This is a genomic window from Cupriavidus sp. 05L310 (genome assembly GCF_056398185.1).
In genome coordinates, this window is record NZ_JBFTOX010000023.1 from 31,960 (window position 1) to 46,228 (window position 14,269).

General features: G+C 59.8%; 11 protein-coding genes. 9 read left to right on the forward strand and 2 right to left on the reverse strand.

The window, feature by feature from the left end; genetic code table 11:
• Positions 1–160: 160 nt before the first annotated feature.
• From gmd to AC1DS6_RS17995, 9 genes are all read left to right on the forward strand, one after another.
• Entirely contained in the window at positions 161–1,369 is a 1,209-nt protein-coding gene (gene gmd / locus AC1DS6_RS17955) for a GDP-mannose 4,6-dehydratase (protein ID WP_441626128.1), read from the forward strand.
• Positions 1,362–2,354, forward strand: coding sequence for a GDP-L-fucose synthase family protein (locus AC1DS6_RS17960; protein ID WP_441626130.1), 993 nt, complete (start codon positions 1,362–1,364; stop codon positions 2,352–2,354). Before gmd ends, AC1DS6_RS17960 begins: the two co-directional genes overlap by 8 nt.
• A gap of 49 nt (positions 2,355–2,403) precedes the next feature.
• Complete coding sequence (locus AC1DS6_RS17965) at positions 2,404–2,982, forward strand: putative colanic acid biosynthesis acetyltransferase (RefSeq protein WP_441626132.1); 579 nt, start codon at positions 2,404–2,406, stop codon at positions 2,980–2,982.
• Positions 2,983–3,259: 277 nt separating this feature from the next.
• Entirely contained in the window at positions 3,260–4,522 is a 1,263-nt protein-coding gene (locus AC1DS6_RS17970) for a class I SAM-dependent methyltransferase (RefSeq protein WP_477102860.1), read from the forward strand.
• A gap of 255 nt (positions 4,523–4,777) precedes the next feature.
• On the forward strand, positions 4,778–6,187 hold the full coding sequence (locus tag AC1DS6_RS17975) for a hypothetical protein (protein WP_477102861.1): 1,410 nt from the start codon (positions 4,778–4,780) through the stop codon (positions 6,185–6,187).
• A gap of 334 nt (positions 6,188–6,521) precedes the next feature.
• Positions 6,522–7,667, forward strand: coding sequence for a glycosyltransferase (locus AC1DS6_RS17980; RefSeq protein ID WP_441626138.1), 1,146 nt, complete (start codon positions 6,522–6,524; stop codon positions 7,665–7,667).
• 133 nt (positions 7,668–7,800) lie between these two features.
• Entirely contained in the window at positions 7,801–8,889 is a 1,089-nt protein-coding gene (locus AC1DS6_RS17985; protein WP_441626140.1) for a glycosyltransferase family 4 protein, read from the forward strand.
• Between the two features lie 410 nt (positions 8,890–9,299).
• Complete coding sequence (locus AC1DS6_RS17990; RefSeq protein WP_477102862.1) at positions 9,300–10,610, forward strand: glycosyltransferase; 1,311 nt, start codon at positions 9,300–9,302, stop codon at positions 10,608–10,610.
• A gap of 51 nt (positions 10,611–10,661) precedes the next feature.
• A complete protein-coding gene (locus AC1DS6_RS17995) occupies positions 10,662–11,804 on the forward strand; it encodes a glycosyltransferase (protein WP_441626144.1) in 1,143 nt (380 codons plus the stop codon).
• A 188-nt stretch (positions 11,805–11,992) separates the two neighbouring features.
• Here AC1DS6_RS17995 and AC1DS6_RS18000 read toward each other — a convergent pair whose 3' ends face one another.
• Both AC1DS6_RS18000 and AC1DS6_RS18005 read right to left on the reverse strand, forming a co-directional pair.
• Positions 11,993–12,697, reverse strand: a complete 705-nt coding sequence (locus AC1DS6_RS18000) for a glycosyltransferase family 2 protein (protein ID WP_477102863.1) — start codon at positions 12,695–12,697, stop codon at positions 11,993–11,995.
• Between the two features lie 164 nt (positions 12,698–12,861).
• A complete protein-coding gene (locus AC1DS6_RS18005; protein WP_441626148.1) occupies positions 12,862–14,217 on the reverse strand; it encodes a lipopolysaccharide biosynthesis protein in 1,356 nt (451 codons plus the stop codon).
• Positions 14,218–14,269: the final 52 nt, after the last annotated feature.

Sequence of the window (14,269 nt, forward strand, 5' to 3'; positions counted from 1 at the left end):
GGTTATCCGTGCACACCGGCAGTACAGTCCAAAAACCGGCCCTCGTCCGCATTGCACGCGGCACGGCAGGTCGCCCTGGCATCGTGCCGAGATCCGGCTCGCCGCCCGGCGCGCTTTGGGTTGCTTGGCAAGAATCACACTCATCGGACATCGGAACGCTATGGGCGCAAACGAAGTGGAACCTCTCGGTCATGTGGCGGCAAGCAGCCAGGACAAAGCACAAGGCTCGCCACGGGATGCGCGCCGGCGGCGCGCGCTGATTACCGGTATCACCGGCCAGGATGGCTCGTATCTGTGCGAGTTCCTGCTCAACAAGGGTTATGAAGTGCACGGCATTAAACGGCGCAGTTCGCTGTTCAACACCGACCGCATCGATCACCTCTATGAGCATCCGCAGGCAGAAGACCGCCGTCTGGTACTGCATCATGGCGATATGACCGACACGGCCAGCCTGGTCCGCGTGGTGCAGCAGTCGCAACCGGACGAGATCTATAATCTGGCGGCGCAAAGCCATGTGCAGGTCTCGTTCGAGGAACCGGAGTACACCGCCAACACGGACGCGCTCGGCACACTGCGTCTGCTCGAAGCCGTTCGGATCCTGGGGCTGGAAAAACAGACTCGCTTCTACCAGGCGTCCACCTCCGAACTGTACGGCCTGGTGCAGGAGATTCCTCAGAAGGAGACCACGCCCTTCTATCCACGCAGCCCCTACGCGGCGGCCAAGCTGTACGCCTACTGGATCACCGTCAACTATCGCGAGGCGTATGGCATGTATGCCTGCAATGGCATCCTGTTCAATCATGAGAGCCCGGTACGCGGAGAGACCTTCGTGACCCGCAAGATCACGCGCGCGATCGCCCGCATTGCGCTCGGCCTGCAGGACACGCTGTACCTGGGGAATCTCTCGGCGCTTCGTGACTGGGGCCATGCGCGCGACTACGTGGAAATGCAGTGGCTGATGCTGCAGCAAGCCGTGGCGGAGGACTTTGTGATTGCCAGCGGCGAGCAGCATAGCGTACGCGAATTTGTCGAGCGCTCCGCGGCCGGACTCGGCATTACCGTGCGTTTCGAAGGCGAAGGCGTGGACGAAGTCGGCGTGATCGCGCATGTCGACAAGAGCCGGCCGGAGCTGTCCTCGCATTGCAAGGCCGGAGACGTGATCGTACGCGTGGACCCACGCTACTTCCGCCCGACGGAAGTGGAAACCCTTCTGGGCGACGCCACCCGCGCGCGCGAACGGCTGGGCTGGTCGCCGCGCATCGGCTTCGAAGAACTGGTGCGCGAGATGACCGAGTCAGACTTCTCCGCGGCGCGCCGCGATGCCCTGGTCAGGATGGCCGGCTTCCGTGCCTACAATCATCATGAATAGGAACACACGGCGTATCTTCGTGGCGGGCCACCGCGGCATGGTGGGATCCGCCATCGTCCGGGCCCTGCGCGCTGCCGGCGAAACCGACATCGTCACCCGCTCCCACGCGGAACTCGACCTGACCGACCAGCAACAGGTGCGCGAGTTCTTTGCCACCGAAGGCATCGGGCAGGTCTACCTCGGCGCGGCACGGGTCGGCGGTATCCACGCCAACAACACTTACCCGGCGGAGTTCATCCAGCAAAACCTGATGATCGCGGCCAATGTCATTCACGAGGCCTGGCGCAGCCATGTCGAGCGCTTGCTGTTCCTCGGCTCGAGCTGCATCTACCCCAGGCTGGCCACCCAGCCGATCAGGGAGACCGAGCTGATGACAGGCGCGCTGGAGCCCACCAACGCGCCTTACGCCATTGCCAAGATCGCCGGCATTGCCATGTGCGACAGCTATAACCGGCAATATGGCACCGACTATCGCTGCGTCATGCCCACCAACCTGTATGGTCCCGGCGACAACTACCATGCCGAAAACAGCCACGTGATACCGGGCTTGATCCGGCGGTTTCATGAGGCGCGGATCGCCGGCGCCGCCACGGTGGCGGTCTGGGGCAGCGGCACGCCAATGCGGGAGTTTCTCCACGCTGACGACCTGGCCGAAGGCTGCCGCCACGTGATGGCAATGTCCAAGGATGCCTATCAGGCCTGCGCCGCGCCCACGGGGATCCTCAATATCGGCAGTGGCGATGAACTCACGATCCGCGAACTCGCGATGGAGGTGGCCCGGGCGACCGGCTACCGCGGTGAAATCCGTTTTGACGCGACCAAGCCGGATGGCACGCCGCGCAAGCGGCTTGACTGGAATGCACTGGCGCAAACCGGCTGGAATCCGCGCGTCAACCTGGCAACCGGTCTGCGCGGGGCCTACGAGGACGCGTTAGCCAGCGGCCTGCTGGGCCCCGCGCAGACCGAGGCAGTTCCCATAACGTAAGAGGCCAGCGGTGCGACCTGTTGCCACGCGATGGCCCGAGGAGACCGACATGATGCAAGATCTGTCATCGTTCAAAATGCCAGAGGGCTTCCGGGGACGCTCAGCGTTTATCGTACAGCTGTGGTGGATCGTCGAAGCGACGCTGTTCCGCCACTCGCTCCGCCGTGCCGACGGCTTCCGGCGATGGTTGCTAAGGCTCTTCGGCGCGCGGGTGGGCAAGGAGGTCATCATCCGTTCCACCGTGCGCATCACCTATCCGTGGAAGATAACGATCGGCGACCATTCCTGGATCGGTGACGATGTGGAGCTCTATTCCCTGGGCGAGATCATCATCGGAAGCAACACCGTGATCTCTCAGCACAGCTACCTCTGCGGGGGCGACCACGACTACCGCTTGCCGGACTTCCCGATTCGCTCCCGCACGATCCGGGTGGAAGACGAGGCGTGGGTTGCCTGCCACGTCTTCATCGCACCCGGTGTCACCATCGGCCACGGAGCCGTCATCGGTGCCCGTAGCGCGGTGTTTGAAGACATGCCGGCAAAGATGGTCTGCGTAGGCAGCCCGTGCCGTCCGATCAAGCCACGACTGCCGGAACCGGTTCTGAAGTTCGTGGAAAGCGCGGCTTAGCCCGCGCCTTTTGCCGTCATTCCCATGCGGTGTCGCGCGGCCGGCAATCTCGTTACCGAGCCAATGGAATGCCGCGGCCTGCCGTCGTCGCCCGGGACCCGCATGGGCGCCCCCCGGACGCACGGACCGGTTCAATCCATCTGTGCGCTCCCACACAGTATCGGCAAGACATAGTTCTTGCCTGAAGAAATGCTGCACTGCTACATTCTTTACTGGCCAGGGTAATTCCAGAGCCGCTACAAAAGCCAGCAAATCAATCGTCGCCTGACATTCCGCGATGGCCAAGCGCAAGCTTGCGTCGTTGCAACACAATGCCATGCCGACTCAGTTGATATTGGTCCGCAATGGCATCGGGGTGAACGGCATAAGCCGCGAACTCAGACCGGGGATGCCGACTTTCATCTGTTTTCTCGGCAACCACAGGCAACCAGGCCTGTGGCGGACTTCTTTTGCGCGTATCTCGCCGTGGGACAGGTATCTGAAAATCGTTATTTTCATGGACTCGACCCCGCCGATGAATACCCTATCCTATCCAGATATCGCCCACCCGACGGACAGCAGCACACTGGCAAAAAGGGAGCCGTCCGAATTCACTTGGTCGCCAGGCCATCGCGATGACGAAGGTGCGGGCACCGCCGTCAAACCCTATTTCGAGCAGCTCCGCCCCTACCTCGCCGCCAACACCATGCTGCGCGGCACAATGATCCCTGCGGTGGATATTCCGCACGCAAGCGCTGGCATGAAGGCGAACGCACACTATTTCAGCCATCCCCGGTGGATGGAGGACTGGCTTGCAGCCGTACACCGCTACCCGGAACTGCGCGAGCGCTGGCATGCCGCCGTGGGTACGCTGGATGGAAAGGTGCTGATCGACATCGGTTGCGGTCCGGGGAATTTACTCGCCACGCTGGGAGGTCGGCCGCGCATCGCAATTGGCGTCGATATCGCGCACGGAAGCCTTGTGCACGCTGCCAGGGTCGGCTACGTGCCACTGCTGGCGGACGCGCACAATCTGCCGTTAAGGTCGAGGGTGGCGGATATCGTTGCCATCAATGGGTCGCTGCACCATTGCGATGACATGCCAACGGTGCTCAGGGAGGCGGCACGCCTCGTGCGGCCCGGCGGCACGCTGATCCTAGACCATGATCCCCAGCAGTCCGCCTGGGACTTTCGCGGCCTGGCGTTGATCCTCTGGAACCTGCGCCTGCCAATCTACCGCTGGCTCAAGCGCGGGGGGCATTGCGCCGAGGACGATGAGCAGTCCTGGGCGCAGGCAACGGAGTTGCATCACAGGCCGGGCGACGGCATTTCCGAGCAACTACTCCGCTCCACGCTGGAAGGCCTCCGGTTCCGCATCGACATCTATCCGCACAACCACTATGTGGGCAAGGAAAGCCTGGACGGTGTCATGGGCCGCCAGCCGCTGAAAATCAGGGTGGCGCAAAGACTATCCGGCATCGACCCCAAATCCCGAGCCGCTGCGCTGAGCCTGCTCTGCGTGGCCAGGCGTGAGTTCGCAGACCGCGCCGCGCCGGGGTAAGGCGACGCCCCCGCCAGCCAAATGATGGCTGGTGTGTCCTGCCGAACATACGCCCTCCCGCACCAAAGGCAACACTTGGGACCATTGCGAAGGCCTGGGGCGAGGCGCCCCAGGCGCTTCATCGGGAGAACGCCCGCAGGCCAGGGGACGCGGGGCGCTGCCTACGGCCCGCCGGACAACATGCCGGCTTTGTCCCTCCCATCCGCGAGCAGGCTGCCCGGCGGTCTGCCTTGAAATAGTGAGAGGAGTCAGCACATGCGTATCCCGCTCAACGCGGTGTGGGACATGGTAATGATCGCGCTGATCGTCTCGCTGGTCAGCATCTGCCATTCCGTGTCGCACGTCAGCACGCCCACGTTGCTGGCTTCGTCGTTCATGCTGGCGGCCGTCATCGCCGCACACTGGGTGATGCACAACAATGAGCGGCTCCCGTCGATGGCGGACGCGGCCGTTCTGCTTTTCGAGTTGATGTTTCTGCTCCTTGCGCCGAATGTCCAACTGGCCTTGCTAGAGGAGAACCTTGTCAACACCTCGGTTCTCAACGAGACGTACGCCGTCATCACGAACCTGCTTTGCATGACCTTCGTGCTGAGCTACCTGCTCGCCAGGCGTTACATCCTCATCCGCACAAGGCGCCATTCCGTTCGTCCGCCGACGCGCCATCCCTCCACCCGGCTATCGGTGCGTCGAGCGCTCTTGCTGGTACCGGTTGGCCTTCTTACCGTCTACTTGTCAACGCGGTCCATCGAACTGGTCACGCTGGGGACGTTCGAATCATCGCCCGCCTACCTCCTCGAGCAAAAGTTCTTCTGCTTCATCCCGGTGCCGATGTTGTTCATGATTGTCGCGGCAAAGCGGACCCGCTTTCTGAAGGAACCGGTCTGGATTCTTTTCTTCCTCTTCTTCCTCGCCTGTGTACTGGTGAACCTGAACCCCGCAATCGAGAAACGCAATACGCTCGGTCCGGTCTATTTGGGGCTGCTGTTTCTGCTGGTTCCCGGGCTGGCCCGCACGTCACGCGTCCAGATCACCGTGCTCCTGCTTCTGATGGGGGTGTTCTTCCCCTTGTCTTCGGCCTTCACGCACAATCAAGTGGAGTCCTGGGATCTCAAGGCTATACTCGATCCCGATCTCTACTTCTCCCACTTTCTTCAGTTGCACTATGATGCCTGGGCGAATCTCCACACCATGGTGGAGCTCGTTGACCGCCAGGGAATTCAATTGGGCAGGCAGCTGCTTGGCACGTTCCTGTTCTTTGTTCCACACACCCTCTGGGAAACCAAACCGCTGGCCACGGGCATCGTAATCGGACAGTACTTGTCAACAAACTACCAGATGGATTTCGACAACTTGTCGGCACCTCTGGTCGCGGAAGCCTATGTCGACCTCTCCGTGTTTGGCGTCGTCATCGCAGCGGTGGCGCTTGCATGGGTAACGCGCTTGCTTGATAAGTTCTGCTACTCGGACAATCCTCTGGCGCAGGCCGCGGGAATCTATTTTTCCCTCTATCTGATCTTCCTGCTGCGCGGTGCGTTGATGGTCGCCGTCGCCTACGGCTCGGGCGCGGCGCTGGCCTTCTTTGCGGTAGACCGTGTGATGCGTTACCGCCGAAAGCGCGCGCGAGCGCGCATTGACTCGCTGCCGGCACACCCGGTCACATCCTGAGCAGCGTCGGTCTCGCTGATCGACTCCCGAATGCCGCCGTGGCCCCTGGACCGCGGCGGCGACACCGCGCTACCGCCATCGCCAACGTCGAGCAGTGACTCGCCACGCGAGTCGGTTCCGCGTCATGCCGCAGCTGGCGCGCGCCACGCCGCAGCCGTCGTCGATGCAGATGCGCGGCCCGCGTTCCGCCCCGAAGCCGCGCTGAATCTGTGTGCTAGCAAACGGTGCCGACAGCATGGCAGCCGTACATTGGCGTCAAACCGCCATTCCGGAGTTGGCGCCACTCGCGTTGCAAGTGGATATCCGAGGCTGAGGGAACTGAGAGGCAGGCAGGATGATCGACATCTATCACAACATGCTATGGCCCAAATACAAGGGCGCGGTCTTCAGCGAGGCGTTCTCGCATGCACGCCAGCTTGGCCGGAGCGTGCGCTTTTCTCACGTAGTACCGACTGACGGCGGCCGCACGTCAATGAGTAACGTCGACGCGAGCTATCACAAGTATCCGCATCGAGTGCTGTTCGACCTCCCCTATGAAGCGATCCCCCGCTGGAAGCTCTGCCTGCGGCTGGTGCAGGAGGTGTGGCGCTCGCCGGCTGACATCGTGGTGATGCCCGGATATCACCTGATCGAGTACTGGGCCATGCTGCTTGCTTGCATGGTGCGCGGCAAACGGCGCGCCGTCTTCTGCGACGCCACGGCCATGGATCAGCCTAGCAATCCGATCAAGCATCGCCTGAAGGTATTCTTCTTCCGACACTGCGACGGCGTATTCGTCTACGGACAGCGCGGCTACGCCTACGCCGTGTCGCTAGGGGCCGAGCCGTCGCGGGTATTCGACCGTTGCCAGGCGGCGGCCCTGCCACATGGGTACCGCCCGGAACACGCAGAGAAGCGTCGCCTGGAACTGGCGCCATCGCCTTCGTCGCCCAGGTTCCTCTTTGTCGGACGAATCTCGGAAAAAAAGGGGGTCAAGGACCTTCTGCGCGCCTTTGCCCTGGTCCTGCGCGAGCATCCGCTCGCCACCCTGGTCCTGGCCGGCCCGTGTGATGACAGGCCATCGCTGGACCGGCTCGCCGGCGAACTCGGCGTGACAGCGGCAACGGAGTTTCTTGGCCCGATGGCCATTGACAAGCTGGCCGCGGAGTATGGCCGTGCCACGTGCCTCGTGCTGCCAAGCCATAGCGAGGCGTGGGGCCTGGTGGTCAACGAGGCATTGAGCTATGGCTGCCCCGCGGTGGTCAGCGATCATTGCGGCTGTATTCCGGAACTGGTGCTGGAAGGAGAGACCGGCCTGACGTTTCCGGTTCGCGACATCCAGGCACTTGCCGGCGCCCTTGGGCAGGCGGTACGGATCTTTAGCGATGTCGAAGTCACGGCCCGCAGGTGCCTGGAAGTCATTGGAGAGTTCACGCCGGCGGCGGCTGGACGCACCATCGTGGACGGGTGCATCACGATCCTTGAGGAGGCACGACGCTGAACGTTGCCGCGCAACGCACCGGCGGGCTACGCCGCGTGGTGCCGCGGCCCGAGCAGGCGCACCTCGGCAAAAGCCGCAACAGCGGCGCCAGGCACGCCACGGAAACACAAGGCTATCGATGCTGAGGAACAGCATGTCCAATCGAGTTATCTTCCTGGGTCCACTGCCACCGCCCGTGCATGGCTATTCCGCGGCCTGCCTGCGCATGCTGGAACACTTGCGCAAGCAGGCCAGCGTCATCACGCTGGACACTGGCTGGGCGGGCACCGGCAAGCTCGCGCTGGCAGGTAGCCTCTGCCGGCGGTTCATGCTCTGGATCCGGCTCCTGTACGCCTGCCTGTCGCAGCGGCCCCGCTCTTTCTACATGGGCATATCAGGCGGGCTCGGGCAAATGCTCGATATCCCCTTTGCACTCACGGCACATCTCTTTGGCTTGAGGATCTTCATCCATCACCACAGCTTTGCCTACATCAGCAGGGCGCGCTGGTACACGCGCGCGCTGCTATGGTGCGCGCCGGGGGCCACGCATCTTGCGCTGTGCGACGGCATGGGCGAGAAGCTGATGCAGATATACGGCCTGCCCGCCACGCAGGTACGCGTTCTGCCCAATTCGAGCCTGGTTGACTTCGAGCAGGAGGATGTCCCCCAGCCATCGCAGCGCCACAAGCTCACGATCGGCTTTCTTTCGAATATCACCACGGCCAAGGGCATCTTCACCTTCTTTGCCCTGGTGCAACGCGCCCAGGAACTGAACCTGGACATCGATGCGCGCATCGCCGGGCCTGTCGCGCAGGAAATCCTTGCGGATTTCAACGCGGAGCTCGCCCGGACACCCGCCGCCCGCTACGTCGGCGCGGTACATGGCGAAGCCAAGCATCAGTTCTTTTGCGGCATCGACGTGCTGGTGTTCCCCAGTACATATGCGAACGAGGCCTCTCCGCTTACCGTGCTTGAAGCCCATAGCTATGGCATTCCGGTCATCGCCAACGACCGCGGCTGCATTGCCTCGATGATTCGCGGCGACGGCGGACTCGTAGTCGCCCAGGGAGCCGACTTCGTAGCTGGCGCGCTTGCGTTCCTGCGCAAGCAACAACCCCAGCTTACGCAAATCACTCACTTGCAGGCATCGCTGCGCGACCAGTTCCGGATCGATCGCGAGCACGCGGGAGAAACCCTGGGTCAGATCGTCCAGATGATATGCCACGCTGAACATGCACGCTAACGGTCCTGAATCTGAAATTCGTTGAGTAGATAAGCCTGCCGAGACGGCGTGCACGCCTGGGCATGAAGCGCGGTAAGGCTAGAGCCCTGCGAGCTAGCGCTGCAATAGCAGTTGGACTCCATGGCACCCACTGCAAACCGCCTATGTGTGGCTTGCCGAACGGTGCAAGCATCCGCGGCGCGGTACGTTTGTGTAGAGCAATAGGAAGTTCGTGCCGGTTGTGCAGTGTTCGATGCGATGGCTGTAGAAATGGCAGCCCACGGGAAACGCGACCAACGCTCCCCAGTGGACACGATCGACACCTCCACCCAACTAGATCCTGACCTATTGCCCAAACTATGCGCCGGCACCGTCCTTGCATTTGAACGTCCTGTGAGAAGCGTCAAATCCGAGCTTTGGGGTAACTGTTAATGCCGCTCATTCAAGCCGAAAAGGCGCCGAAGTCTCTCGCTCGGCTTTCCTCATATCTCTTTCTTGTTCAAATCGCGGCCTATGCCTTGCCGTTGGTGACAATACCGTTGCTGACGCGCGCCCTGGGCAGCGATGGATACGGTCGCCTCATTGCTGAGCGTCTGCCTTCTTCCAATTATGTTGCGCGCCAACGGCGCCGAAGGCGCAGCGATGAATTGGCTGATTGTGGAAACAGGAATCGCCATTTGCATGATTCTGATGGTGAACAAATCAAACATCCCAAAATTGGCTCCAAGATGAAGATCTCCATCATTATTTGCTGCTTCAATTCCGCAGACCGGATCACGCAGACGTTGAAGCATTGCGCCTATATGGCGCAATCTTGCCTGCCCGCAGACCAGTGGGAGATAATCGTTGTCGACAATAATTCCAGCGACAATACTCAAATGCTTGCCAGGCTCGCGTTGAATGAGCCTGATTGTTCCGCACTTAGAATTGTCAAGGAAGGACGACAAGGATTGGCATATGCGAGGCGGACGGGCGTCTTGGCATCACGCGGCGAATTCATCTGCTTTATCGATGATGACAACCTGCCCTCGGAGGATTATTTTCCGGAAATTATACGGATCTTTGAAAATGAGCCAAATATCGGACTGATCGGCGTTAGTACGCGATTGCCCACTGGCTCACGATTTCCCGACGATGTTCAGGTACATGCCACGAGCTATGCCGTGGGACGGCAATACGATCAGAGCGGCCGCCTCGATCATGGCTCTCCAGTCTGGGGCGCCGGAATGGCTTGTCGAGCAGCCGTTATCATCAGGCTCTATTGCTTTGGTTTTGTTCCCATTCTCAGCGGGAGAGCAGGGAAATCACAATTGGCTGGCGACGATACGGAACTATGCTTGGCAATTAATTTGGCGGGCTATGACGGATGGTACCAGGATAGCGCGCAAATTGTACATGCGATCGATCCTCGCCGGATGAACCCGGTCACCCTGAGGAAGATGATTTCCGGCTTCTGTGCAAGCCGCCCGATTATTTCGCGATACGCGAAAATTGCAAATGGGATGACGCTGGCAAGAACCATCGGATTTGTTCCGCTCTATTATCTTTCGACCGCCATCCAGATAACAAAGCTTACTTGCATCTCTCTGAGAGAGCGAGCGAAAAAATCATCAGACATGGATCTCTTATGGCCGAGAGTCAGAGGGCTATTTATTGGCTGCTTGCTACTCGCAAAAAAATACCGAATGCAATCCGTGAACGTGAAGAGAATTGATATAGTCAAAGCGACATTCAAAGAATGAGTGAGGAGTTTCTTGTTTCAATGCTGCCTGCGACGGCGACGGAGTAGTGAAATGAATATACTTCATGTTACCCCAACACTCAATCCCGCCACTGAAGACGTTTCGGCGTACGTATCTCAGTTCTGCCTTCAACTTGAATCGATGGGGCATACATGCAACGTCATAACCCTCGATAGCAGCAAGGAAGCGCGCCATTGGCCGCCAGATATCTCCTGGGAGGCGGTTGTCGATAAAAATTCCAAGTTCGGTTTTTATTCAGATCTCTGGCACCTACTGAGTCGGCGTGCAGCCGCGGCCGATGTAGTGCTGATTCACGGCCTTTGGCAATTGCACTCCATCATTTCCGGGCATATTTGCAGATCGCTTGGCGTCCCATACTATGTTTTTCCACACAGCACGCTGGACCCGATCATAAACAAAAAATACCCATTAAAATACATAAAGAAAATAATATATTGGCTCGCCTTTGAATGCAAAAATCTAAATTCGGCCAACGATATATTTTTCACGAATCCCGAAGAACAGAGAAAGGGAATCACCGCTTTCCCATTTACAAAATTCCAGGGAAAAATTGTTCCGACAGGAATTAAAAATTCCGCAAAAGATTTGGAGCAGCTCGCCGACTCCCTGGCGCAGCACAGACCGAACGGCACTCATGCGAGAAGGCTCTTGTTTCTCGGTCGGCTGCACGAAAAAAATGGCTGCGATATATTGATAGATGGATTCTCCAGAGCACTCTCCTCCGTGGAGGATATCGAACTCGTTTTCGCGGGCCCGGGGCCGGAGGAATATATCAAGGAATTGAGAGTCCGCGCGGACGCCGGCGCCGGCCTGGGGAGAATACATTTCACTGGATTAGTCGAAGGCGATGAAAAGTGGGGACTCCTGTCAAGCGCGTATGCCTTTATATTGCCGTCACACCAGGAGAACTATGGCCTGGCCATTGCTGAGGCATTAGCCGCTTCAATACCCGTAATTATTACCAACCAGGTAGATATTTGGCGAGAAATACAGAGTAGCGGTGGAGGAATTGTGAGTTCGGACGATGCAGAAGGGGTCTGCTCGGCAATCATCCGCATGATGCTATTGCCCCGGGAGGACTGGATAGCGATGCGTAATAGTGCGCGACGCTGTTTCGATCGAAATTTCGATATCTCCGCTGCAGCGTGCAGGCTCATCGAGGCTATGGATTGAGGAAGATTCCGATATACGGAATCAAACGACGGAGAGGGCACTCATTTTTCCGAGTCGACAGATTCCAAGGAAAGCCAGTTCCGCTGCGATCGCGGGCATGCCGCACGGAGCGGGTATCCTGAGCACGGCAGGCCGGTCATCCGCCCGGCCGCCCCGAATCGCGCCTGGCACGACAAGGATCGTCCTTCCTACAGGAACTTGCGCAGCACCGCGCTTCCAAGGGCGCGCAGCGTCGCCAGCGGGCCGAGCCTGGTCAGCAGGATTCCGAATTTCTCCAGCCGCTTACGGTGCGGGTGCGCTGCGCTCATTCCGCTTTCCTCTGTCGACGACAGCGTCACGCCGAGATAGTAGAACGCTTGTTTGGAGAAGCGGAGGTAGTACTGCAGCACAAAGTCCAGGTCGGCGTAGATCGGCCAGCGCTCGTCATACCGCAGATCGCAGATCCAGAATGCCATCGCCTGGTGGCAGGCATGGATGATCCCGGCCTTCAGCACATCGACGACATCCGCGGACTCGTGCCCACGCACGCTGATATTGTCGCCATACACGAGACGGCATTCCGGCTTTTCCCCGACCGCCTCTGCGATTCTCTTCAGGGCGAACTCATCCGCGAAACAGTCGCCCGAGTTCATGAAGTTGACCCAGTCCCCGGTGGCATGGCACAGGCCCTTGTTCATGGCGTCGTAGATGCCGCCGTCCGGCTCGCTGATCAACACATTGATTTCCTGCCGTCGCGCCTGCATGAGTTCGACCGACCCATCCTTCGAGCCGCCATCGATCACAAGGTACTCCAGGTCAAACCCAACGCGTTGCTGACTGGCCACGCTGTCCATGGTGCGCGCCAGACCATCGCGATTGTTGTAGTTCACGGATATGACGGAGATTCTTGTCATCTCGAACCCTGAAAAAAAGCGGCAAAAAAATAATCGCTGCCATCAGGAAAGGGCGGCCCGGGTTGCGGGACGTCTCCAGACAGACAACGACATGCTCTCCCGGTTTCCCGCCGGCGTCAGGGTTTCGGCTGCGCACGAGCCGGCCGCAGCCGAGCGCGGTACAGTTACCTAGGCTGACGAAGAATCCGTAGCGCGCCCCTTGGCAGCATCCATAGCGTGGTGACTGAATTGGCGACAATCAGCGCGATCACAACGTACTGGAAATTGATGTTGCCCGTGAGCAGAAGCAGCGCACCCAGCACGCCAGCAACCATCAGCTCGGACATGCCCACCCTACTCAGACTTGCGAACGCCTTAGCCCCCATTAACACCGGAATGCCCGCCTGCGTTGACACGATGATCGCAAAATATAGCGCGCATAGCGATGCCGTGGCATTTGAGATCACAAACTCGGACGATGTCCAGAACGTAATGACATAACCACCGAGAACCGCTGCCCCGGCAATCACCAGGACGCCGTAGGCGGTATAGAGCAGGCTCAGCTTCTTGTAGAGCGCAAGGAGCCACTGTGTATTCCCGTCGAGAAGATGGCGATGGGCTATCGGCCAGAGCGGCTGGTTGATCATCCATACCGCGCTGCTCAGCAGCATGTTGGCCCTGAACATCAATGCAAGCAGGGCCGCATCCTGCGCGCGTCCGGACTCATAGCACAGAAGCACCGCGCCCTGCTGCAAGCAGGCGCCAGAGAGTTGCGCCAGCAGGAAGGCCCTGGAATTCACAATCAGTTCCCTGGCCAGGCCCGGCGCACGAACCCCATGCGGCAAGCCAACCCGTTTCAGCACACTGGCGAAGCAGCCGAATTTTGCCAGGATGAAACCCAATTGGCTGGCGACGAACAGGGACACCACATCCGCCGTGGCGTCCGACTGGGACGCCACGTAGATGAAGAGGACATTCAGGATGTTGGACGCGGCACCAATGAGGTTGTTGACATGCTGACGGTTTTGTCCCTGGTTGACCGACTCTCCGAGCGAGAATACGAAGATCAGCGCATTGCAGCACAATGCGGCAACCAGCAGATTGAAATACTCCGCCGAAAACAGCTTGGCGCCGCTGCCCTCCAGCACCGGCCGGAACGCCAGCGCCAGCACGATGACCGCACCAAGCAGTGCGCTGAGCCATAGTGCCGACTCAAGCACCACGGCCGGCAGTGTGCCTTGTTTGCGTTTGTCCGCGGCATGCGCCGACACCGTCGGCCATACGCCGATCGCCACCAGGGTCAGCCAGGTCGTGATGCCGTAGTAGACCATGATCGCGCTGAAATCCTCAGGATTGAGCACTCTCGCGAACAGCGGGATGCTGATCACCTGATAGGCAACGCTGGACCCCTTCGAGACAAAGGAGCTCATCACGGCGAGCCGGATCGACCTCATATCCTGCTTCTCTTCCGCGTTCGCCATGGCATCGCCGAACTCAACGGCCGTAGCGGATTGGGCGTCCGTGGCTCCCTTTCCTTGCATCGTTCATTTCCTCGTGATCGGCTCGCCTGCCGCGCATCACTGGCGCTGATTC

What these genes read in the sequence shown, in the direction of transcription:
- AC1DS6_RS18005 (WP_441626148.1), bottom strand. Translation starts at nt 14,217, where the DNA reads ATGCAAGGAAAGGGAGCCACGGACGCCCAATCCGCTACGGCCGTTGAG.
- AC1DS6_RS18000 (WP_477102863.1), bottom strand. Translation starts at nt 12,697, where the DNA reads ATGACAAGAATCTCCGTCATATCCGTGAACTACAACAATCGCGATGGT.
- AC1DS6_RS17995 (WP_441626144.1), top strand. Translation starts at nt 10,662, where the DNA reads ATGAATATACTTCATGTTACCCCAACACTCAATCCCGCCACTGAAGAC.
- AC1DS6_RS17960 (WP_441626130.1), top strand. Translation starts at nt 1,362, where the DNA reads ATGAATAGGAACACACGGCGTATCTTCGTGGCGGGCCACCGCGGCATG.
- AC1DS6_RS17985 (WP_441626140.1), top strand. Translation starts at nt 7,801, where the DNA reads ATGTCCAATCGAGTTATCTTCCTGGGTCCACTGCCACCGCCCGTGCAT.
- AC1DS6_RS17970 (WP_477102860.1), top strand. Translation starts at nt 3,260, where the DNA reads ATGGCCAAGCGCAAGCTTGCGTCGTTGCAACACAATGCCATGCCGACT.
- AC1DS6_RS17965 (WP_441626132.1), top strand. Translation starts at nt 2,404, where the DNA reads ATGATGCAAGATCTGTCATCGTTCAAAATGCCAGAGGGCTTCCGGGGA.
- AC1DS6_RS17980 (WP_441626138.1), top strand. Translation starts at nt 6,522, where the DNA reads ATGATCGACATCTATCACAACATGCTATGGCCCAAATACAAGGGCGCG.
- gmd (WP_441626128.1), top strand. Translation starts at nt 161, where the DNA reads ATGGGCGCAAACGAAGTGGAACCTCTCGGTCATGTGGCGGCAAGCAGC.
- AC1DS6_RS17990 (WP_477102862.1), top strand. Translation starts at nt 9,300, where the DNA reads ATGCCGCTCATTCAAGCCGAAAAGGCGCCGAAGTCTCTCGCTCGGCTT.
- AC1DS6_RS17975 (WP_477102861.1), top strand. Translation starts at nt 4,778, where the DNA reads ATGCGTATCCCGCTCAACGCGGTGTGGGACATGGTAATGATCGCGCTG.